The following is a 21,338-nucleotide window of genomic DNA, read 5'->3' as shown; positions in this document are numbered from 1 at the left end:
CGCGCGAACCCGCCGCGCGGGCGCCGGATGTGGCCCCGGATGCGGCGCCGCGGCCATGCCGAATACCCCGCGGCAGCTCGTTCCGCCTTGACGCTCCCGGCACCGCCGCCTACACTCGCACGCGTTTTGGTGCTCGCGCGCGCTCCTCCGGCGCGCGCAGTTAAACGGGAAACAGGGAGCCCGCCTGCGCCGCAGTCGAGCCAACCTGTGCTGCCCCCGCAACGGTAAGCGAACGCGTCGCGCGCAAGCGCCACGCAGCGCCGCTTCGCCGCATGCCCGCCGCATGCGGACGACTGCCACTGGATGCCGCGCATCCGGGAAGGCGAAGCGGCGTGTTCGTCAGCCCGGATACCGGCCGAAACGTTGGGGTTCAGCGCCGCGGGGAGGCGGCGCATCGTCCACGGCCGCAGCACGCCCGACGCCCGAGCGTTTCCCGCTTGCTCCACCGATCCGTCCGTCGCATGCACGTGCGCGGACCCGAACGGAGAACGGCAGGCGGCGCGGGCAGGGCCGGCGGCGGCCGTGTTGGCATTCACCATGTCGACCGTTCGCAAGGAAGCGTCATGTCCGATTCGTCGTGCCGTCCGTTGCGCAGCCGTCCGTCCGGACCGAGCCGCGACATCCCCGCGATCCGCCAGATGACATGCCGCGCCGCATTCGACGCGACGATCCCGGCCTGATTCCATTTTCGCCACAGGACCTACCATGACCCTACGCAAGCTTCCCGTCACGATCGTCACGGGCTTTCTCGGCAGCGGCAAGACCACGCTGATGCGCCACATCCTGCAGCACGCCGAAGGCCGCCGCATCGCGGTGATCGTCAACGAATTCGGCGAGCTCGGCATCGACGGCGAAATCCTCAAGGGCTGCGGCATCGGCTGCGAGGATACGGAGGGCGCGCAGGGCGAAGCGTCGGGCCAGTTGTACGAACTCGCGAACGGCTGCCTGTGCTGCACCGTGCAGGAGGAGTTCTATCCGGTGATGGAAGCGCTCGTCGAGCGCCGCGCCGACATCGATCACGTGCTGATCGAGACGTCGGGCCTCGCGCTGCCGAAGCCGCTCGTGCAGGCCTTCAACTGGCCGACGATCCGCAACAGCTTCACGGTCGACGCGGTCGTGACCGTCGTCGACGGCCCGGCTGCCGCGAGCGGCCAGTTCGCCGAGAACCCGCAGGCCGTCGACGCGCAGCGTCGCGCCGATCCGAACCTCGACCACGAATCGCCGCTGCACGAACTGTTCGCCGACCAGCTGTCGTCCGCCGATCTCGTGATCGTGAACAAGGCCGACCTCGTCGCCGATGCGCAGTTCGCCGAAATCGAAGCCGCGATCCGCGAGGAAATTCCCCCGCAGGTGAAGATCGTGCGCGCGACGCGCGGCGAACTGGATCTCGCGATGCTGCTCGGGCTCGAGTCGGCGTCGGAGGAAACGATCCACCTGCGGCACGACCATCACGGCTCGGCCGACGACGGCGATCACGACCACCATCACGACGAGTTCGATTCGGTGGTGGTGGCGGGCGATGCGGGCTCGCGCGACGCGACGATGGCCGCGCTGCAGCGTGTCGTCGAGACGCACACGATCTATCGCGCGAAAGGCTTCGCGGCGCTGCCCGAGGCGCCGATGCGGCTCGTGATCCAGGGCGTCGGCCGCCGCTTCGACAGCTATTTCGACCGCCGCTGGCAGGACGGCGAGCCGCGCGCGAGCCGCTTCGTGCTGATCGGCGAGGATCTCGACGCGGCCGCGCTGCAGCGCGCGTTCGATGCCGCGTGCGCGGCCGAAATGCAGCAGGCGTAACGCGCGATGCATCTGTTGCGCACCACGCCGGGCGGCTTCGTCGACGATACGCAGGGCGTCGTCCGGATCGACCAGCAGCCGGCCGACATCGTGATCCTGAGCTCGGCCGACACGACGCTGTCGCTGCTGGCCAGCATCGTGCCGAAGCTGCCGCCCGGCTTCCCGAGCGTGCGGCTCGCGAACGTCACGTTCCTGCGGCAGCCGGCGTCGGTCGATTTCTATGTCGACGACGTGCTGCGTCATGCGAAGACGGTCGTGATCGACCATCTGGGCGGCGAGGCGTACTGGCCGTACGGGATCGAGCAGGCCGTGTCGCTCGCATCGAAGCGCAGGCAACGGCTCGCGATGTTCTCGGGCGACCTGCAGGAAGACCCGAACCTCGTCGCGAAGAGCACGGTCGCGCCCGACCTGTGCCGGCTGTGGTGGCGCTACCTGCGCGAAGGCGGGATGCACAACGCCGAAGCGTTGCTGCGCAGCATCGCATTCCATACGCTCGGCTTCGGCGACGAACCCGAGCAGCCGCGCCCGCTGCCGGCCGCCGCGCTGTATCACCCGGCGCGCGACCCGGCGAGCGTCGACGACTGGCGGGCGCGCTGGACGCCTGGTGCGCCCGTCGTCGCGATCCTGTTCTATCGCGCGCACTGGCAGGCCGCGAACACGGCCGTGTTCGACGCGCTGGCCGACGCGCTCGTGCGCGAAGGGCTCAATCCGCTGCCGATCGCGGTCACGTCGCTGAAGGACGCGGTGAGCCGCGAGGTCATCACCCAGCTCTGCGACACGCACGGCGTCGCGCTCGTGCTGAACACCACGGCCTTCGCGGCCGGCGCGATCGACAGCCCCGAGCCCGACGTGCTCGCCGGCGATGCGCCCGTGCTGCAGGTGATCCTGTCCGGCGGCAACCGCGACGCATGGGTGGCCGACAACCAGGGCCTGCACGCGCGTGACATCGCGATGCACATCGCATTGCCTGAAGTCGACGGCCGCATCGTCACGCGTGCGGTGAGCTTCAAGGGGCTGGCATATCGTTGTCCGCACACCGAAGTCGACGTCGTGCGCTACCAGCCGGACGCCGAACGGATCGCGTTCGTCGCGGCGCTCGCGCGCGGCTGGTGCCGGCTGCGCACGCTCGACAATGCCGACAAGCGCATCGCGCTGATCCTCGCGAACTACCCGCAAAGCGAAGGGCGGATCGGCAACGGCGTCGGGCTCGATACGCCGGCGTCCGCACTGCGTGTGCTGGCGGCGCTGCGCGATGCGGGCTATGCCGTGGCCGACCTGCCCGACGACGGCGACGCGCTGATCGCGCGGCTCACCGAAGGCGTGACCAACGACCCGGCCGTGCGCGCACTGCGCCCGGCGTTCCAGAGTTTCGCGCTGGCCGACTACGTCGCGCATTTCGCGCGGCTGCCGGCCGCCGTGCGCGACGCGCTGAGCGCACGCTGGGGCGCGCCTGAAGCGGACCCGACGCTGCGGCAGGGGCGCTTCACGATCGCCGGCTGGCGCGCGGGCAACGTGTTCGTCGGCATCCAGCCGTCGCGATCGCGCGACGAGAACGACTATGCGAGCTACCACGACGCGGACCTCGTGCCGCCGCACGCGTACCTCGCGTTCTATTTCTGGCTGCGCGACGCGTTCGGCATCGACGCGGTCATCCACCTCGGCAAGCACGGCAACCTCGAATGGCTGCCGGGCAAGAGCGTCGCGCTGTCCGACGCGTGCTGGCCCGATCTGACGCTCGGGCCGCTGCCGCACCTGTATCCGTTCATCGTCAACGATCCGGGCGAGGGCAGCCAGGCGAAACGCCGCGCGCAGGCGGTGATCGTCGATCACCTGATGCCGCCGCTCACGCGCGCGGAAAACTACGGCCCGCTGCAGGATCTCGAACGGCAGGTCGACGAGTACTACGAAGCACTGATGGTCGATGCGCGGCGCGCGAAACTGCTGCGCAAGACGATCCTCGCGACGATCGCCGAACACCGGCTGCATGACGAGCTGAGCGTGTCGCCGCCGCGCGATACGGGCGACGAGGATGCGCTGCTGACGCGCGTCGACGCGTGGCTGTGCGAACTGAAGGAAGCGCAGATTCGCGACGGGCTGCACGTGTTCGGCGCGTCGCCGGCCGATCGTCAGCGGCGCGATACGCTGCTCGCGCTCGCACGCTTTCCGGTCGGCGACGGCAAGGGCGAGCGCGCGGGACTGATCGCCGCGCTCGCGCGCGATCTCGCGCTCGGCGACGATTTCGATCCGCTCGCGGCCGACTGGGCCGCGCCGTGGACGGGCCCGCGGCCCGCCGCGCTGCAAGCGCTCGACGCGTCGCCGTGGCGCCATGCGGGCGATACGCGCGAGCGGCTCGAACGGCTTGCGCAGCAGTGGCTGGACAGACTGTGCGCGGACACCGCCGTCGACACCCAGCCACCCGGCGACTGGCCGCACACGCTCGCGGTCATCGAACGCGTGCGCGCGACGCTGATGCCCGCGCTCGACGCGTGCGGCGGCGAGGAACTGCGCCAGCTGCTGCGCGGACTCGACGGCCGTTTCGTGCCGCCGGGGCCGAGCGGCTCGCCGTCGCGCGGCCGCCCCGACGTGCTGCCGACGGGACGCAACTTCTATTCGGTCGATACGCGCGCGGTGCCGACGCAGGCCGCGTGGTCGCTCGGGCTGAAATCCGCACAGCAGCTGATCGAACGCCATCTGCAGGATCACGGCGACTATCCGCGCGCGATCGGGCTGTCGGTGTGGGGGACGGCCACGATGCGCACCGGCGGCGACGATATCGCGCAGGCGTTCGCGCTCATCGGCGTGCGGCCGAAATGGGCGCACGGCAGTCATCGCGTGACCGACTTCGAGATCCTGCCGATCGAGATCTTCGACCGGCCGCGCATCGACGTGACGCTGCGCGTGTCGGGCTTCTTCCGCGACGCGTTCCCGAACCTGATGCACCTGTTCGACGCGGCCGTGCAGGCCGTTGCCGCCCTCGACGAGCCGGAGGAACTGAACCCGATCCGCGCACGCATCGAGCGCGAACGCGCGAAATGGATCGAGCAGGGCGTGGCGCCCGACGAAGCGCGGCGTCGCGCCGGCTGGCGCGTGTTCGGCGCGCGGCCGGGCAGCTACGGCGCGGGCCTGCAGGACCTGATCGACCAGCGCCGCTGGCAGAGCGACGCCGAGCTTGCCGACGCGTACCGCCGGTGGGGCGGCCATGCGTACGCGCAGAACAGCGCGGGCGCCGCCGCGCCCGACGTGTTCGGCGAGCGGCTCGCGACGATCGACGTCGTCGTGCAGAACCAGGACAGCCGCGAACACGACATCCTCGACTCGAATGACTACTACCAGTTCCAGGGCGGGATGACGGCGGCCGTGCGGCACCTGTCCGGGCAACAGCCGAGCATCTACCACGGCGACCATGCGAACCCGGTCGCGCCGAAGATGCGCACGCTGCGCGAGGAGATCGCGCGCGTGATCCGCTCGCGCGTCGTCAACCCGAAATGGCTCGACGGCGTGAAGCGTCACGGCTACAAGGGCGCGGCCGAAATGGCCGCGACCGTCGACTACCTGTACGGCTATGACGCGACCGCGCGCGTGCTGTCGGACCACCAGTACGCGCTCGTCGCCGACGCGTACCTGTTCGACGACGACACGCGCGCGTTCCTCGAACGACACAACCCGAAGGCGCTGCACGGCATCTGCGAACGCTTCGTCGAAGCGATGCAGCGCGGGCTGTGGCAGCAGCCGGGCGACTATCGCGAGCGGATCGAAGCGGTCTGGCTCGACAGCGAACAACTCCAGGAAGGGGGACGGCGATGACCGATCCGACGACGCACCGTGCACGCGCGGTGTTCCCGTTCGCGGCGCTGGTCGCGCAGCAACCGCTGCAGCAGGCGCTGCTGCTCGCGGCGATCGACCCGTCGCTCGGCGGCGTGCTCGTCAGCGGGCCGCGCGGCACCGCGAAATCGACCGCGGCGCGCGCGCTGGCGGAATTGCTGCCCGAAGGCGAATTCGTCACGCTGCCGCTGTCGGCAAGCGACGAACAGGTCACGGGCACGCTCGATCTCGCGCATGCGCTTGCTGAAAACGGCGTGCGCTTCCGGCCGGGCCTGCTCGCGCGCGCGCATCGCGGCGTGCTGTACGTCGACGAAGTGAACCTGCTCGCCGACGGGCTCGTCGATACGCTGCTCGACGTCGCCGCGAGCGGCGTGAACGTGGTCGAGCGCGATGGCGTGTCGCACGCGCACGACGCGCGCTTCGTGCTGGTCGGCACGATGAATCCCGAGGAAGGCGAACTGCGCCCGCAACTGCTCGACCGCTTCGGGCTGATGGTCGAGCTCGAGAACTGCTTCGACGCCGCACGGCGCGAACAGATCGTGAAGGCGCGCCTCGCGTTCGATCTCGATCCGGACGCGTTTCGAGTGCGTCACGCGGCTGCGCAGCGCGGACTCGGCGACCGGATTCACGCGGCGCGGGCACGGCTGTCGACGCTGGATTTCGACGATGCGGTTCACGCACGCGTCAGCGCGCTGTGCATCGACGCGGCCGTCGACGGCTTGCGCGCCGACCTCGTGATGCTGCGCGCCGCGCGCGCGCTCGCGGCGCTGGAGCAGGCTGACGCGGTGACGGTGTCGCATGTCGAACGCGTGGCCGACGCGGTGCTGCGGCATCGGCGTCATGCGGGTACGCCGCCGTCGTCGGGCGCGTCGCAAGCGCGCAGCGACAACGACCGCGCCGACCGTTCGCCGCCGGACACGCGCCGGCAGCCCGACGCTCGACCGGGCGCGGCACGCAACGATGCGACGGCGTCGCAAGGCGACTGGGGCTACCTGCCGCCCGAGCCGGCCGGACTGAGCAACGTCAAAGGCGTGGTGCCGCTGCCGCTAAAAAAACGCTGAGCCATCGAGCCGACGCCGCCGCGAATGCCGTTCGCGGTGCTCGATGGCAGCCAGGCGCCGCCGCGTGCGTGCCGGGGTCGGCGCGTGCCGGCACGGCCGTTGCGTGGCCGGCGACGCTCGCCGCGAAGCGCGGCGGTCCGCTGCACGCCGACCATCTGCGTTTCCGCAAACAGGCCGGCACACCGCGCGCACTCCATTGTTTCGTGCTCGACTGTTCGGCGTCGATGCTGTCGCACGAACGGCTCGCGCTCGCGAAAGGGTTGATCGTCGCGTACTTCGATCAGGCCGCGCGCGAGCGTGTGGAAACCGCGCTGATCTGCTTCGGCGGCGACGGCGCCGCACGGCGTTTCGGCCCGGCCGTGCCGCGCTGGTGGAATGCACGCTGGCTCGAACCGGTGGACGGCGGCGGCGGCACGCCGCTCGCGGACGGCATCGCGGCCGCCGCGCAACTGCTGGCGCGCGCTGCACGGCGTACGCCGGACCAGCAGCGCTGGCTGTGGGTGCTGTCCGACGGACGCACGCGCGACACGCCGCCGAAACCGGCGGCGGCCGATCACGTCGTGTTCGTCGATTTCGATGACGCGGCCGTGCGGCTCGGGCACGGCAGGCGGCTCGCCGATGCGTGGGGCGCGCAATGGAGGACGGCCGCGTCGCTGTGCACCGGGCTGACCGGCTGATCGGATCAGCGGCCGCGCGGGACGATCGCCGGCGCTGCGCTATGATCGCCGTTTCTGCTCACCGGAATGCCTGCCATGCAAGTACTCGTCGATGCCGACGCATGTCCCGCCGTCGTCAAGGACATGCTGTTTCGCGCCGCGCGTCGTGCCGAGATCTGCGTGACGCTGGTCGCGAACCAGTTCCTGCGCACGCCGCCGTCGCCGTTCATCAAGGCGCTGCAGGTGCCGGCCGGCTTCGACGTGGCCGATGCGCGGATCGTCGAGCTCGCGGAAGCCGGCGATCTCGTGATCACCGCCGACATCCCGCTGGCCGCGGCCGTCCTCGACAAGGGCGCGCATGCGCTCGACCCGCGCGGCAACTGGTTCAGCCGCGAGAACATCGAGGAACGCCTGTCGACGCGCGCGATGATGGATCAACTGCGCAGCGCGGGCATCGACACGGGCGGGCCGGCGCCGTTCAGCGCACGCGACGGCAAGGCGTTCGCGTCGCAGCTCGACCGGTTCCTTGCACGCCACGGCAAGCCCTGACGCACCGGGCGCCGGTCGTCCGGCATGCGATACGTCACCGGTTTCGCGTCGAATCGTCGGCTACGGCAGAATACGGATTCGCCGCGACCTTGATATCGTGGCGCGAACGACCCATCGGAGGGCATGGATGTCACCGACCCAACTTCTCGTTCCGACGTTGACCCAGATGCTGCGCGCGCAATCCGCGTGGCTCGACAAGGCCGCGGCGCACCGGCAGGCCACCGGCGACGCGCCCGATGCAATGCTGATGCTGAAGCTGGCGCCCGACATGTATCCGCTCGCCGCACAGGTGCGGTTCTCGTGCTTCCAGGCGATGGAGCCCGTCTACCGGCTGCGCGGCGAGCCGCTGCCGGCTGCGTTGCTGGCACTGCGGGAAGCCGGCTGGCATGCCGATGCGCAGCCGGGCACGCTGAGCGACGCGCAGGGCATCCTCGCCGGCACGATCGCATTCCTCGGCGAACTCGCGCCCGACGCGCTCGATGGCGGCGCCGCGCTGCCGATCACGCTCGAGCTGCCGAACGGCATCGCGTTCGACATGACGGGCGAGCAGTACGTGCGCGACTGGGCGCTGCCGCAGTTCTACTTTCACGCGATCGCCGCATACGCGATCCTGCGCCATGACGGCGTCGAGCTCGGCAAGGCCGACTACGTGCCGCACATGCTGGCGTACGTGCGGCCCGGCACGATTCCGCAAGGTTGAACGGATGAGCGGACGCCCCGGCCGCGGCGCTCCGGCATGACGCGGGCGCTGTTCGTCTGCAGCCGCAACCGGCTGCGCAGCCCGACGGCCGAGGCGTTGTTCGCCGCCTGGCCGGGCGTCGAAACCGACTCCGCGGGCCTCGCGCCCGACGCGGACACGCGTTTGTGCGCGGCGCAGCTCGAATGGGCCGAGATCGTGTTCGTGATGGAGCGCACACACAAGGCGAGGCTGTCCGCGCGGTTCGGCGCCCGGTTGAAGCACAAGAAGATCGTCTGTCTCGACATTCCCGACCGCTATGCGTACATGCAGCCCGAACTGGTCGCGCTGCTCGAACGCAAGGCCGGGCCGTTTCTGCGCGCGTGACCGGCGCGGGTCGGCTCAACGCGCCCGATGCGCCCCGTCCACGAACGCCGAAAAACGATCGAGGTGCAGCAGTTCGATGATCTTGCGGGTCGGCACGCTCGCGCGCAGCGTCTCGAGCCGCTCGACGTCGAACCACTTGCAGCGCGCGATCTCGTTGCTCGCGCGCGGGGTCAGGTGTTTCGGCACCTCGGCCACGAACACGTGATGGAGCTTCGTGAGGCCGCCGAACTGCACCGCGTAGTCGAGCGCGAGTCCCTCCAGCCGCGTTTCCTCCGCCAGTTCCCGCTGCGCGGCCTCGAGCGGCGTCTCGCCGCGCCGGATCGTGCCGCCCGGCAGCGACCAGCGCGCGGCGGTACGGGCGACCAGCAGCACGCTGCTGCGCTGGCGGCACACGATCGTGGCGCGTTCCTTGATGCTGGCGACGGTATCCGGCCCGGTATTCATGTTCGGCAAAACGGGTGCTGAATGGTGGAGGAAAATGCGCGTCGACCGGGGCTGCCGGCCGGTCGCCCGATCGACGGGCACGACGGCATGAAAGCCGCCGCGCCGATCATACCGGGCATTCGTGACAGTTCCGTGCGTTGCCTCGCGCAACGCGCATCGCGTCACGCGTGCGTGTCGATCCCCGAGCGCGCCGGCTTCCCGGACCGCCCGTGGCGCCGTTTGTGGACGGTACGCCGATGATGCGGCGGCGCCGTCACATGCGGGCGCGTGGGCGCCGGCCGAGCCGTCGGCGCGGCGGCCCGCGGCTGTAATTGTCCCTCGCCAAAATGGAAGGTCTGGGTTTGCGCGCGGGCGGCGCCCAGCGTCGACGCCAGCACGATGGCCGCGAACAGCATGCGTTTCATGAAATCTCCGTCTTTCGCCAGATAAGCACGTTCCACGAGCTTAGCGAACGGCGGCAGGGCGCCGCAACCGGCGCGCGCTCGGTGTCGTCCCCGGTTGGGCGCGGCCGCGCGATCCGCGCGGCGGATGCCGCATGTCCGGCTTGACAATAAAATTCCTGAGTGTGAATATAAATTCACGCACAAGAATTAACCTTCACAGTCCGGGAAGTCGGGGCGCGCCGATGCCGGCCCGACGAAACCGGCGATCCGATCAACCGGAAGCAGGAGCGAGACGCATGGCGGAGCTGCAGCAGCAAGGCGCGTTGGCGGGGTTGCGCATCATCGATCTGTCGCGGGTGCTGGGCGGCCCGTACGCGACGCAGATCCTCGCCGACCACGGCGCGGAGGTGATCAAGGTCGAACCGCCGTCGGGCGACGAGACGCGCACCTGGGGCCCGCCGTTCGACGGCGACACCGCGTCGTATTTCCTCGGCGTGAACCGCAACAAGCTCGGCATCGCGCTCGACCTGACGAAGCCGGACGATCGCGAGCGGCTGCTCGGCCTGCTCGAGCACGCCGACGCGCTGGTCGAGAACTTCAAGATCGGCACGATGGAACGCTGGGGGCTCGGCTTCGACGCGCTGCATGCGCGCTTTCCGCGCCTCGTCCATTGCCGCGTGTCGGGCTTCGGCGCGGACGGCCCGCTCGGCGGGCTGCCCGGCTACGACGCGGCGGTGCAGGCGCTGGCCGGCCTGATGAGCGTGAACGGCGAAGCAGGGGGCGCGCCGCTGCGCGTCGGCGTGCCGATCGTCGATCTCGTCACCGGGCTGAACGCGGCGCTCGGCGTGCTGATGGCGCTGCGCGAGCGCGATGCGAGCGGGCGCGGCCAGTTCGTCGAATCGACGCTGTTCGACTGCGCGCTGTCGATCCTGCATCCGCATACGCCGAATTTCTTCCATTCCGGGAAGGCGCCGGTGCGCACCGGCAACGCGCATCCGAACATCACGCCGTACGACAGCTTTCCGACCGCGAGCGTCGACATTTTTCTCGCGGTCGGCAACAACGGGCAGTTCGCCGCGTTGTGCGACGTGCTCGGCACGCGCGACTGGCCCGACGACCCGCGCTTCGCCGACAACCGCGCGCGCAGCGCGAACCGCGCAGCGCTGCGCGCGCTGCTCGAAACGGCGCTGGCCGCGCACGACGGCGCGGCGCTCGCCGAGCAGCTGATGCGCCGCGGCGTGCCGTGCGCGCCCGTGCTCGGGCTCGACGCGGCGCTCGACCATCCGCACGTCGCGCATCGGCGGATGAAGGTCGAACTGGGCCGGCATCGCGGCATCGCGTCGCCGATCAAGCTCGGCCGCACGCCGGCCACGTACCGGCGGCCGCCGCCCGCGCTGAACGAACATGCGGCGCAGGTGTTTGCCGACGACGAACGCGACAGCACCGACAGCGGCACGCGCCGGAACTGACACGCATGGCGGCCGTGCCCGTGCGATGGCGTCCGGCGCCGCCGCACGACCGCGCGACGCTTCGGACATCACGCCGCACCGCCACCGATGCGCGGCGGCACAAGAGGAGACACATCATGCTCGCATGGATCGGCGCGATCGCGATCGTCGCGCTGTTCGGCCTGATCATCACGAAGCGGCTGTCGCCGCTCGTCGCACTGATCGTCGTGCCGGTGGCCGCGTCGCTCGCGGCCGGCTTCGGACTCTCGACCGGAAAGTTCATCGTGCACGGCGTGCAGAACATCGGCCCGATCGCCGGGATGTTCGTTTTTGCGATTCTATTTTTCGGAATCCTCACCGATGCGGGGATGCTCGACCCGATCATCGCGGGCGTGCTGCGCGTGATCGGCTGCCATCCGCCGCGCATCGTGGTCGGCTCGGCGCTGCTCGCGCTGCTGATCCACCTGGACGGCTCGGGCGCCGTCACGTTTCTCGTCACGCTGCCCGCGATGATGCCGCTCTATACGCGGCTCGGGATGGACCGGCGGATCCTCGCGTGCGTCGCGTCGATGGCGGCCGGCGTCAACTTCCTGCCGTGGGTCGGGCCGATGCTGCGCGCATCGGCCGCGCTGCACATTCCCGGCTCGGCGATCTTCATGCCGATGATCCCGGTGCAACTCGTCGGGCTCGTGTTCGTGTTCGGCACCGCCTACGTGCTGGGTGTGCGCGAGGCGAAGCGGCTCGGGCTCGATCGCGCCGGCGCGGCGTTGCTCGCGATCGCACCGCGCGTGCTGACCGACGCCGAACGCGCGCTGCGCCGGCCCGGGCGCTTCCGGATCAACCTGGCGCTGACGCTCGTCGTGCTCGGCACGCTGGTGTCGGGCATCGTCGATCCGATGGTGATGTTCATGCTCGGCACGGTGGCCGCGCTCGTGATCAACTATCCGGACGTGCAGGCGCAACGCGAGCGGATCGACGCGCATGCGAAGGCCGCGCTGATGATGGCGAGCGTGCTGCTCGCGGCCGGCGCGTTCACGGGAATCATGTCCGGCACCGGAATGCTGAAGGCGATGGCCGAGGTCGTCGTCGCGCACGTGCCGGTCGAGCATGCGCGCCACCTGCCGTTCGTGCTCGGCCTGCTGTCGATGCCGCTCAGCCTGCTGTTCGATCCGGATTCGTTCTACTTCGGCGTGCTGCCGGTGCTCGCGGAAAGCGCGAAGCTGCTCGGCGTGCCGCCGATCCAGATGGCGCAGGCCGCGCTGCTCGGCCAGATGACGACCGGTTTTCCGGTCAGCCCGCTCACGCCCGCGACGTTCCTGATCGTCGGCCTGACCGGCGTCGAGCTGGCCGAGCACCAGAAATTCACGATTCCGTTCCTGTTCGCCGCCACCGTGCTGATGGTCTTCGCCGCGGTCGTGGCGGGCGTGTTTCCGTTGTGAGCGTCCGCGTACCTGTCGCGCCGCGCCGGCTTCCACCGAGGCGGCCCCTCCAAGCCCGGCGTCGTATGGGGAATCGCGCGGCCGTTCACGTTTTCCTGGAGAGCAATCCATGCAGTTCGACCTGACCGACGACCAGCGCGCGATCGAAAGCGCGATCGAGAAAATCTGCGAACGCTTCGGCGACGATTACTGGCTCGAACGCGATCGCGCGGGCGGGTTTCCGTCCGACTTCCACGCGGCGCTCGCCGAGGCCGGCTGGCTCGGCATCGCGATGGACCCGGCCCACGGCGGCGCCGGGCTCGGGATGACCGAGGCCGCGCTGATGATGCGCGCGATCAGCGCGTCGGGCGCCGGCCTGTCCGGCGCCTCGGCCGTCCACATGAACATCTTCGGGCTGAACCCGGTGCAGGTGTTCGGCAACGACGCGCAGAAGGCGCGCTTCCTGCCGCCGCTGATCGCCGGACGCGACAAGGCCTGCTTCGCGGTGACCGAGCCCGACGCGGGCCTCGACACGACGCACCTGAGCACCCAGGCGCGCCGCGACGGCGACCATTACGTGCTGAGCGGCCGCAAGATCTGGATCTCGACCGCGCAGGTCGCGAACAAGATGCTGATCATCGCGCGCACGACGCCGCTCGACCAGGTCGCGAAGCCGACCGACGGGCTGAGCCTGTTCTACACCGACCTCGACCGTTCGCGCGTCGAGGTGCGCGAGATCGAGAAAATGGGCCGCAAGGCCGTCGATTCGAACATGCTGTTCATCGACAACCTGCGCGTGCCGCGCGACGACCTGATCGGCAACGAGGGCGACGGCTTCCGCTACCTGCTGCACGGGCTGAACCCCGAGCGGATCCTGATCGCCGCCGAGGCGATCGGGCTCGGGCAGGCCGCGCTGCGGCGCGCGACGCAGTATGCGTGCGAGCGTGTCGTGTTCGGCCGGCCGATCGGGCAGAACCAGTCGATCCAGCATCCGCTCGCGCAGGCGTGGATGCAGCTCGAGGCCGCGTGGCTGATGGTGATGAAGGCCGCGACGCGCTACGACGCGGGGCAGTCGTGCGGGGCCGAGGCGAACGCCGCGAAGTACCTCGGCGCGGAAGCCGCGTTCCAGGCGTGCCAGACGGCGATCGCGACGCACGGCGGGATGGGCTACGCGAAGGAATACCATGTCGAGCGCTACCTGCGCGAGTGTATGATTCCGAGGCTCGCGCCCGTGAGTCCGCAACTGATCCTGTGCTACATCGCGGAGAAGGTGCTCGGGCTGCCGAAGTCGTACTGACCGTACCGACCCGGCGGCCGGCCCGGCGCGCGGTTTCCCGTTCCGAATCAAGCGCTCGTCATGGACGTCAAACTCGTTGCCCGCACGCTCGACCTGTTCGAGCTGTTCGCCGCCGAACGGCGGCCGCTGCCGCTCACCGAACTCGCGCGCCTGCTCAATGTGCCGGCGTCGAGCTGCCTGGCGATGGCGCGCACGCTCGTGAGCCGCGGCTATCTGTACGAGGTGCGCAAGCGCGGCGGCTACTACCCCACGCGGCGCCTGCAGACGATCGCCGCCGCGATCGACGCGACCGATCCCGTCGTCGACATCGTGCATCCGCATCTGGTCGCGCTGCGCGATGCCAGCCGCGAGACGGCCGTGCTCGGCAAGATCCACGGCGCGTCGGTCACGTATCTCGACGTCGTCGAGTCCGAGCAGGCGATCCGCTATACGCGCCAGCCGGGCGAGCTGCGCCCGCTGCATGCGAACTCGATCGGCAAGGCGATCTTCGCGGAACTCGCGAGCGATGCGCAGCAGGCGCTCGGCGCGCAGCTTTCGTTCGAACGCTTCACCGATGCGACGGTGACCGACCTGCCGGCGCTCGTCGCACAAACCGCGCGGTTTCGCGCACTCGGCTGGGCCGAGAACTTCGGCGAAAGCGCGCCCGAGCTGTCGGCGATCGCGGTCGCGCTGACGCTCGACGGCGACTGGTACGGGCTGTCGGTCGTCGGGCCGACCGAGCGGATCCGCCAGCATCGCGATACGCATGCGGTGCTGCTGGTCGATGCGAAGGCGCGGCTGCTGGCCGAGCAGGGGCGCGGCTAGCAAGGGCCGCGAAGCAGGGCGGGGCGCCTGCTTCGGCGGCCGTTCGCCGTGGCGCCGGACAGCGCCCGGGAACGGCCGCGGCCGGCATGTCACGCGCCGGCGCGTGCCGGCGTCACGACTTCACCCACACGCCGCCGGCGCTCGGGTTGTCGCCTTGCGTCCACCATTTCGCGCAGTATTTCGCACCTTGGTACATCACGCACGTGCCACCCTGGTACGCGGTCGTTGCCGACCACGTTGCCGTGCCGCCGCCGATCGCTTTCCACACGCTCGCCTGGCCAGGCACGTCGCCCTGCGTCCACCATTGCGCCTGGTACGTCGTGCCCTGGTACGTGACCGTCGCGCCGGCCGTATAGACCTGGCCGGCCGACCAGGGTGCGCCGGGCTGCGGCGTGCCGCCGTCGGAGCCGCCTCCATAGTTCGGATCCTGCGTGACGCCCGTACCCCACTTGCCGTCGAGCTTGCGGAAGATCGCCGCGAACGCGTATGGCTGCTGCACGATGCCCGAGCAGGTCGGCGCCACATACGCGCCGTTGTTCGGGCACGGCCGATCGCGGCCGACCGACCAGTTGCCGAAGAAACCGTAGCCGTTGCCGATCGCCGCATTCAGCACGCCCTGCGCATTCGCGAGCGTGAAGGTTTCGCCCTGCACGTCGTTCATCCCGATCATCGGCGTGACGCCCACCATCTGCCAAAGTTGAGCGCCGGTCTTCGGCTGGCCCGCCGACTTGAACGCCGTGTCGAGCTGCGCGTAGAGTGCCTGCGCGGCGCTGATCGCGGCCGCGCCCATGTCGATGTTCGCGGGGCCGTAGTTCATCGTCATCAGGTTCACCGCGTCGAACGCGACCTTGTTCGCGATGGCCGCGGTGACGACGTTCACGCCATCCTGCGTGAGCCCGGTCGGCATCGTCGGCAGCGTCAGCGTCACGTGCAGCGGCTTGCCTTTCGCCGCGTAGTCGGACTGCAGTTGCGCGAGCGCCTGGAAGTTGCGGGCGACGGCGGCGCCGTCCTGCTGCGACGCGCCCTCGATGTCGAAGTCGACATGCGTGAGGCCGTAGGTGTCGATCACGGTCTGGTAGGCCGTCTTCAGTGCGGGAACGGTCGAGCACGCCTGCATCAGCGGCGTGCCGTTCGCGCCGCCGAACGAGACGGCGATCTCGCCGCCTTTCGCGCGATAGCTCGCGATCGACGTCGACAGCGACGCGAGCAGATCGCCGCCCGCGCCATTGCCGATCGGCTGCACGCCGCCCCAGGACGGCGCGCAGCCGCTGCCCGCGACCACGAACGCGAGCGTGAACTGCTGGATGCCTTGCTGGACGCCGATCCGGTCGACGAGCGGCGTCGGGTAGAGCGTCACGTCGACGAAGGGCGCATAGGCGCCGGCGCCATGGGACACGCTCGCCACGGCGAGCAGGCAGCCCGCGGCAAGCGCGCGCGGGTTGAATCGCGGCAACACGTTGTTGTTCATTGTGTTCTCCAAGTGGAAGAGGGATACGCTGGCCCGCGTATCGCCGCCGGGCGGGCGACCGGGCATGCCCGGCCGGCGGCGTGCTCATCTTGGAGGATTCGCGCCGGATCGTGAATACTTAGGTGTTCTTTTCGTTATTCGATTCTCGACACGTAACAATCTTGCCGATTCGCGCGCATGTCGAAACGCGGGGCGGGCGATTTTTCCACCCGATGGCGCGGTGAAGCTGACGCGCGCGACGCGCGACCCGTGCCGCCGGGCACGGCCGGCGCATGCATGAACCGGTAACGGCGAACCGGCAACGCAGGCCGGCATGCGGATCACCGACATCGCGCGATGTGCGCCGGCCGCGCGTTGCGCGGCCGCATTCAGCGATACCAACGCGGCGTATACACCCACTCGCGGCCGTCGCCGATCGCGAAACGCCGCGTCGTCGACGAGCCGACGATCACCATCGTGCGCATGTCGACCTGATCGCTGCGCAGCGCGCCGAGGGTCGTCGTCACGAGCGTCGCGCCGGGTCGCCCGATATCGCGGCCGAGCACGACGACCGTATCGGCCGCGCGATGCGCGCGCACGGCATCGAGCGCACGATCGAGCTGCCACGGCCGCGCACGCGAGATCGGGTTGTAGAACGCCATCACCAGATCGGCTTGCGCCGCATGCCGCAGGCGCGTCTCGATCACGTCCCACGGCTTCAGGTTGTCCGACAGCGAGATCGCGCAGAAATCGTGGCCGAGCGGCGCGCCGGCCTGCGCGGCGGTCGCGAGCGACGCCGATACGCCGGGTTCGACGCGCAGCTCGACCGCGGCCCAGTGCGGGTCGCGCGCTTCGTCGAGCGCTTCGAGCACGGCCGCGGCCATCGCGAACACGCCCGGGTCGCCCGACGACACGACCGCAACGCGCCGGCCTTGGGCCGCCAGTTCGAACGCATGGCGCGCACGCTGCATTTCCTCGCGATTGTCGGTGCCGTGTACGCGCTGGTCCGCGCGGAACGGGCCGGCCATCGTCACGTAGGTCGAATAGCCGAGGATATCGGTCGCTTCCGCGAGCGCGCTGCGCGCGGCGGGCGTGAGCCACGCGGCATCGCCCGGGCCGAGGCCCAACACCGTCAGGCGGCCGCGCGCACGGCCGAGCGCGGCGGGATCGACGGGTTGCGCAGCGACCGCGCACGCGAGGCCGCCGGAGGTTGCACGCACCGTGTGTGCCACGCGCAACGTGCTGCCGAGCACGGCGGCGGCATCGGTGTCGCCTTCGACATCGGTGAAGCGCAGCGGCACGCCCAGCGTGTGCGCCGCCGCTTCGACCCGCGCATCGCCGAGCAACGTCGTTGGCGCGACGAGCGCGGCGAGCGCCAGCCGCGCGAGGCCGTGTGCGTCCAGCAGCGCGTCGATGCGTTCGGCGAGCGACGGCGACACATCGGCCCGCACGCCACGTGCGTCGATGCCGACCACGACGCTGCGCGGATGGATCACGAGTTCGTCGCGCGCGCCGCGCCACGCATCGGGCGTCACGCGGATCGCATGCGCTGCCGCGTCGTCGCGCGGCAGCGCGACGTCGTCGAGCCATGGTGCCGCGCCGTCGATGCGCGTGGCCGCACCCGCGAGCAGGTCCGACACGAACCGCTTGCCTTGCTGGAGATCGGCAAGCGCATAGCCGTCGGGCGGATTGAGCACGCACGCGCCGAAGCGCAGTTCGCCGCTCGTCGTGATCGCCGGGGCGACGCCCAGGCATTCGGCGATTTCGCGCGCGACCAGGTTGACGCCCGTCAGTCCGCCGAGCAGCGGCACGACGGCCGAGCCGTCTTCCGCGACCGCGAGCACGGGCGGTTCGACACCCTTGTCGGCCAGCGCGGGCGCGACGCAACGGATCACGATGCCGGCCGCGCACAGCGCGACGATCGGCAGGCCGCGCGCGTAAAGCCCGCGCAGGTGCGCGCCGAGTTCGTCGAACGGCACGTCGGCGTCGACGCGCGACGCGAGCCCGTGCACGAGCGCCCCCGGATAACGCGCCTGGATGCGCCGCGCGGTATCGAGCGCGCCCGCGCCGAGAATCACGATCGCGGGCGGAGTCGTCATCCTTGCCATTTTTCCCCCGGCACGACGAGCAGCGAAAAATACGGCGACGCCATCGGATCGACGTCGTCGAGCGGCACGATGCGCTGGGTCGCCATCGTCGCGCGCTCGACGTACAGCGCGCGCTTCGCGAGCCCGAGTTCGTCGAGCACGCGCCGCACCTTGTCGAAGTTGCGGCCGAGTTTCATCACGACGGCCGCGTCGGCCTGCGCGAGCCGCACGCGCAATTCGTCTTCCGGCAGCACGCCGGACAGCACCGACAGGCTCTGGTTGCGATAGACGAGCGGCTGGCCGAGCACGGCCGTGCCGCCGAGCATCGCGCACACGCCCGGGATCACTTCGGTGTCGTAGCGCGGCGCGAGGCGATCGTGCAGGTACATGTAGGACCCGTAGAAGAACGGATCGCCTTCGCAGATCACCGCGACGTCGCGCCCGGCGTCGAGATGCGACGCGACGATTTCAGCGGCCGTGTCGTAGAAGTCGGCGATCACCGTCTCGTAGCAGAGCGGCGGCGGCAGTGCCTCGGTCGTCACCGGATAGACGAGCGGCAGTTGCGTCTGCGCATCGAGCAGGTGCGCTTCGACGATTCCATAGGCATTGCCTTTCTTGCCCTTCGCGACGAAATACGCGACCACCGGCGCGGCCTGCAGCACGCGCAGCGCCTTGATCGTCATCAGCTCGGGGTCGCCGGGGCCGACGCCGACCCCGAACAGGCGTCCGCGCGGGGCCGTCATTCGGCCTCCGTCGCGAGCGCGTTGACCGCGGCGGCCGCCATCGCGCTGCCGCCGCGCCGGCCGAGCAGCGTGACGTACGGCACGCCGCGGCTGTCCGCGTCGAGCATCGCCTTCGACTCGGCCGCGCCGATGAAGCCGACCGGAAAGCCGAGGATCAACGCGGGGCGCGGCGCGCCGGCGTCGATCATGTCGAGCAGGTGGAACAGCGCGGTCGGTGCGTTGCCGATCACGACGACGCTGCCGGCCAGATGCGGGCGCCACAGTTCGAGCGCCGCGGCCGAGCGCGTGTTGCCGAGACGCCGCGCGAGCTCAGGCACGTCCGGTTCGCCGAGCGTGCAGGTCACGCGATTGCCGGCCGGCAGCCGCGCGCGCGTGATGCCTTCGGCGACCATCCGCGCGTCGCACAGGATCGGCGCGCCGGCCGCGAGCGCCGCGCGGCCCGCCGTGCCGGCGCCGGCCGAAAAGCGCAGGTCGTAGGCGACATCGACCATCCCGCACGCGTGGATCACGCGCACCGCGAGTTTCTCGAGATCGGGCGGAACCTGCGACAGGTCGGCCTCGGCGCGGATCGTCGCGAACGACTGGCGGTAGATTTCCTGCCCGTCGCGAATGTAGTCAAGCATCGGTGGTGTCCTGGCTGTGCCGCGCGCCCGTCAGTCGGGCCGCGGCCTGGTCAATCGTCAGATGGCGCGCGAGCGGGGCGCCGAGGCCCGCGGCGGCGGCGCGCCGGTAAAGGTCGTAGCGTGCGGGCGCGACGGCGACGAGCGTGTGCGTCGCCGGGTGCGGCAGCGCACAGTGGCGCTCGCAGCCGGTCAGGTGCACGTCGACCGGATGGCCGACGCGCGCGGCCAGCGCGCGTGCATCGTGTTTCGTATCAGCGCGCGACTTCGCGCAGCCCGCGCTCCCGGTGCACGCCACCAGCGCCGCCAGCGGGTCGGATGTCGTGCACACCAGGCCGAGCGACGCGAGCGCATCGAGCACGGCCGGCGCGCGTGCGTGCCGCACGCCGTGCACGAACACGCCTTGCCACGGCGTCATCGATAGCGTGGCGTCGCCTTCGGCTTCGGCCAGTGCCGCGAGCCGCTCCAGTTGCGTCGCGTCGAGCCGGCCGAGCACGAACTGCGCGCCGACGCTGCAGCGCGCCGTGTCGAGCGACGGCCGCGCGCCGAAACGCAGCGCGGCATCCGCCTGCATGCGCCGCCAGCCGGCCAGCGCCGGATCGGTCTCGAGCGGGAAGGGGACGTAGTGCTGCGCGCGCGCGCGCAACGCGCGTTCGCCGCCCGTCGCGAGCAACGCGCGCATCCGCGTGACGTCGGCCGGCGCAAGATCGAGGAAGGCGAGCAGCAACGCGCGGACGAGCGCGACGGCCTGGTCCGGCGCCACGTCGAACGAAGCGGGCGAATCGTCGGACGAGACCGGCGGACAGCCGGCCAGGCCCGCGGCGATGCGGACCGCGCCGTCGCCGCGACGCCGCGCGGCGAGCCAGATGTCGTGCGGATGATCGAGCGCCGCGACCGATTCGCCGCCGTCGAGCTGGATCGAGAATTTCGGCGACAGCGCGCCGCGGCGCGGCTCGTGCGTCAGCATGTCGAGCAACGGCAGCGCGAGTGCGCGGCTGTCGAGCAGCGCGGCGGGATCGAGCCCGGCGAGCGGGCTGAGCATCAGGTTGCGGACGTCGTCGCTCGAGGCTAGCGCGGCCCGGTCGCCGGCGGCATCGCCGGCGCGCGTGCGCGGGCCGAGCCCCGCGTCGAGCAGGGCGCTGGCCAGCGGATCGGCCGCGCCATCGCGAATGCCGCGCAGCTGGAGATTCGCGCGATTGGTCGCGTCGATCGCGCCGGAGCCGCAGGCGCGCGCCGCGGCGGCGATCGCGCGTGCCTGCCGCGCGTCGAGCCGGCCGCCCGGCAGCTTGATCCGGCACAGCCCGCCGTCGGCGGCCGCGACGACGCGCACGAGCCCCGGGCAAGCCGATGGGCGCACGACGGGCGACGCAGGAATCGAAACGGGGGCGGAACTCAACGGGATACCGGGACAGTGTCGCGCCGCGGCCAACGCATCGGTACACCCCGCCCGACGCCGACTGGCACGCACGCACTTTCAGGCCGGCAGGTCTCCTGGCTGACAGGTCGGCGCCGGCTCCCGGCCTTCCCGGTGAAACCAGTGGCATGAGGGGGGGAGATCGGCTCGCTGTCTACAGTTGCGGGGGCAGCCACAGCGGCGCGCGGCGCGCCCTGTGTTCCCTCTTCGGCCCCGAAGGGCACCGGCGAACGAACGGCCGTAGGATACCCGATTTCACCGGCGCTTCGCGACCGCCGAATGGCTCCG

18 protein-coding genes and 2 riboswitches are annotated in these 21,338 nt (G+C 70.6%); of the genes, 11 read left to right on the top strand and 7 right to left on the bottom strand.

Features of this window, described 5'->3' with window-relative positions; all coding sequences use genetic code 11:
• Positions 1-110 precede the first annotated feature (110 nt).
• Positions 111-375: riboswitch (cobalamin riboswitch) on the top strand.
• Between the two features lie 330 nt (positions 376-705).
• The 7 genes from cobW (at position 706) to DIE22_RS06345 (ending at position 8,945) form a co-directional block, all read left to right on the top strand.
• Complete coding sequence (cobW, locus tag DIE22_RS06375; RefSeq protein WP_124497564.1) at positions 706-1,794, top strand: cobalamin biosynthesis protein CobW; 1,089 nt, start codon at positions 706-708, stop codon at positions 1,792-1,794.
• 6 nt (positions 1,795-1,800) lie between these two features.
• Positions 1,801-5,598 (top strand): cobaltochelatase subunit CobN, encoded by a 3,798-nt coding sequence (gene cobN, locus DIE22_RS06370; protein ID WP_124604745.1) that lies wholly within the window; start codon positions 1,801-1,803, stop codon positions 5,596-5,598.
• Positions 5,595-6,677, top strand: coding sequence for an ATP-binding protein (locus DIE22_RS06365; protein ID WP_124604744.1), 1,083 nt, complete (start codon positions 5,595-5,597; stop codon positions 6,675-6,677). Before cobN ends, DIE22_RS06365 begins: the two co-directional genes overlap by 4 nt.
• A gap of 68 nt (positions 6,678-6,745) precedes the next feature.
• A complete protein-coding gene (locus DIE22_RS06360) occupies positions 6,746-7,354 on the top strand; it encodes a VWA domain-containing protein (protein ID WP_124604743.1) in 609 nt (202 codons plus the stop codon).
• 75 nt (positions 7,355-7,429) lie between these two features.
• The gene (locus DIE22_RS06355; RefSeq protein WP_124604742.1) at positions 7,430-7,882 is read left to right on the top strand and encodes a YaiI/YqxD family protein; all 453 of its coding nucleotides are present in this window, start codon (positions 7,430-7,432) and stop codon (positions 7,880-7,882) included.
• 127 nt (positions 7,883-8,009) lie between these two features.
• On the top strand, positions 8,010-8,582 hold the full coding sequence (locus DIE22_RS06350; protein WP_124604741.1) for a DUF1993 family protein: 573 nt from the start codon (positions 8,010-8,012) through the stop codon (positions 8,580-8,582).
• Positions 8,583-8,618: 36 nt separating this feature from the next.
• The gene (locus tag DIE22_RS06345; protein WP_124497570.1) at positions 8,619-8,945 is read left to right on the top strand and encodes a low molecular weight protein tyrosine phosphatase family protein; all 327 of its coding nucleotides are present in this window, start codon (positions 8,619-8,621) and stop codon (positions 8,943-8,945) included.
• Positions 8,946-8,960: 15 nt separating this feature from the next.
• Here the strand turns inward: DIE22_RS06345 and DIE22_RS06340 are convergent, their stop codons facing one another.
• Together DIE22_RS06340 and DIE22_RS06335 are read right to left on the bottom strand one after the other, a co-directional pair.
• Positions 8,961-9,389, bottom strand: coding sequence for an NUDIX hydrolase (locus DIE22_RS06340; RefSeq protein WP_124497571.1), 429 nt, complete (start codon positions 9,387-9,389; stop codon positions 8,961-8,963).
• Positions 9,390-9,550: 161 nt separating this feature from the next.
• Entirely contained in the window at positions 9,551-9,793 is a 243-nt protein-coding gene (locus DIE22_RS06335) for a hypothetical protein (RefSeq protein ID WP_124497572.1), read from the bottom strand.
• 275 nt (positions 9,794-10,068) lie between these two features.
• Here DIE22_RS06335 and DIE22_RS06330 point away from each other — a divergent pair, with 275 nt between their 5' ends.
• From DIE22_RS06330 to DIE22_RS06315, 4 genes are all read left to right on the top strand, one after another.
• On the top strand, positions 10,069-11,241 hold the full coding sequence (locus DIE22_RS06330) for a CaiB/BaiF CoA-transferase family protein (protein WP_124497573.1): 1,173 nt from the start codon (positions 10,069-10,071) through the stop codon (positions 11,239-11,241).
• Positions 11,242-11,357: 116 nt separating this feature from the next.
• Entirely contained in the window at positions 11,358-12,659 is a 1,302-nt protein-coding gene (locus DIE22_RS06325; RefSeq protein WP_124497574.1) for a CitMHS family transporter, read from the top strand.
• Between the two features lie 109 nt (positions 12,660-12,768).
• A complete protein-coding gene (locus tag DIE22_RS06320) occupies positions 12,769-13,935 on the top strand; it encodes an acyl-CoA dehydrogenase family protein (protein ID WP_124604740.1) in 1,167 nt (388 codons plus the stop codon).
• A gap of 60 nt (positions 13,936-13,995) precedes the next feature.
• Positions 13,996-14,739 (top strand): IclR family transcriptional regulator, encoded by a 744-nt coding sequence (locus DIE22_RS06315; RefSeq protein WP_124497576.1) that lies wholly within the window; start codon positions 13,996-13,998, stop codon positions 14,737-14,739.
• A 112-nt stretch (positions 14,740-14,851) separates the two neighbouring features.
• Here the strand turns inward: DIE22_RS06315 and DIE22_RS06310 are convergent, their stop codons facing one another.
• From DIE22_RS06310 to cobG, 5 genes are all read right to left on the bottom strand, one after another.
• Entirely contained in the window at positions 14,852-16,207 is a 1,356-nt protein-coding gene (locus DIE22_RS06310) for a chitinase (protein WP_185640562.1), read from the bottom strand.
• 368 nt (positions 16,208-16,575) lie between these two features.
• Complete coding sequence (gene cobJ / locus DIE22_RS06305) at positions 16,576-18,285, bottom strand: precorrin-3B C(17)-methyltransferase (protein ID WP_124604738.1); 1,710 nt, start codon at positions 18,283-18,285, stop codon at positions 16,576-16,578.
• The gene (locus tag DIE22_RS06300; RefSeq protein ID WP_124497579.1) at positions 18,282-19,016 is read right to left on the bottom strand and encodes a precorrin-2 C(20)-methyltransferase; all 735 of its coding nucleotides are present in this window, start codon (positions 19,014-19,016) and stop codon (positions 18,282-18,284) included. Before DIE22_RS06300 ends, cobJ begins: the two co-directional genes overlap by 4 nt.
• The gene (locus DIE22_RS06295) at positions 19,013-19,639 is read right to left on the bottom strand and encodes a precorrin-8X methylmutase (RefSeq protein WP_124604737.1); all 627 of its coding nucleotides are present in this window, start codon (positions 19,637-19,639) and stop codon (positions 19,013-19,015) included. Before DIE22_RS06295 ends, DIE22_RS06300 begins: the two co-directional genes overlap by 4 nt.
• On the bottom strand, positions 19,632-20,993 hold the full coding sequence (cobG, locus tag DIE22_RS06290; protein ID WP_185640569.1) for a precorrin-3B synthase: 1,362 nt from the start codon (positions 20,991-20,993) through the stop codon (positions 19,632-19,634). Before cobG ends, DIE22_RS06295 begins: the two co-directional genes overlap by 8 nt.
• Positions 20,994-21,099: 106 nt before the next feature.
• A riboswitch (cobalamin riboswitch) is annotated at positions 21,100-21,293 on the bottom strand.
• Positions 21,294-21,338 lie beyond the last annotated feature (45 nt).

Source organism: Burkholderia sp. Bp9142 (genome assembly GCF_003853415.1).
Taxonomy (GTDB): Bacteria; Pseudomonadota; Gammaproteobacteria; order Burkholderiales; family Burkholderiaceae; genus Burkholderia.
The sequence above is the reverse complement of the archived record's forward strand: the minus strand, read 5'-3'. Positions and strand labels throughout refer to the sequence as shown.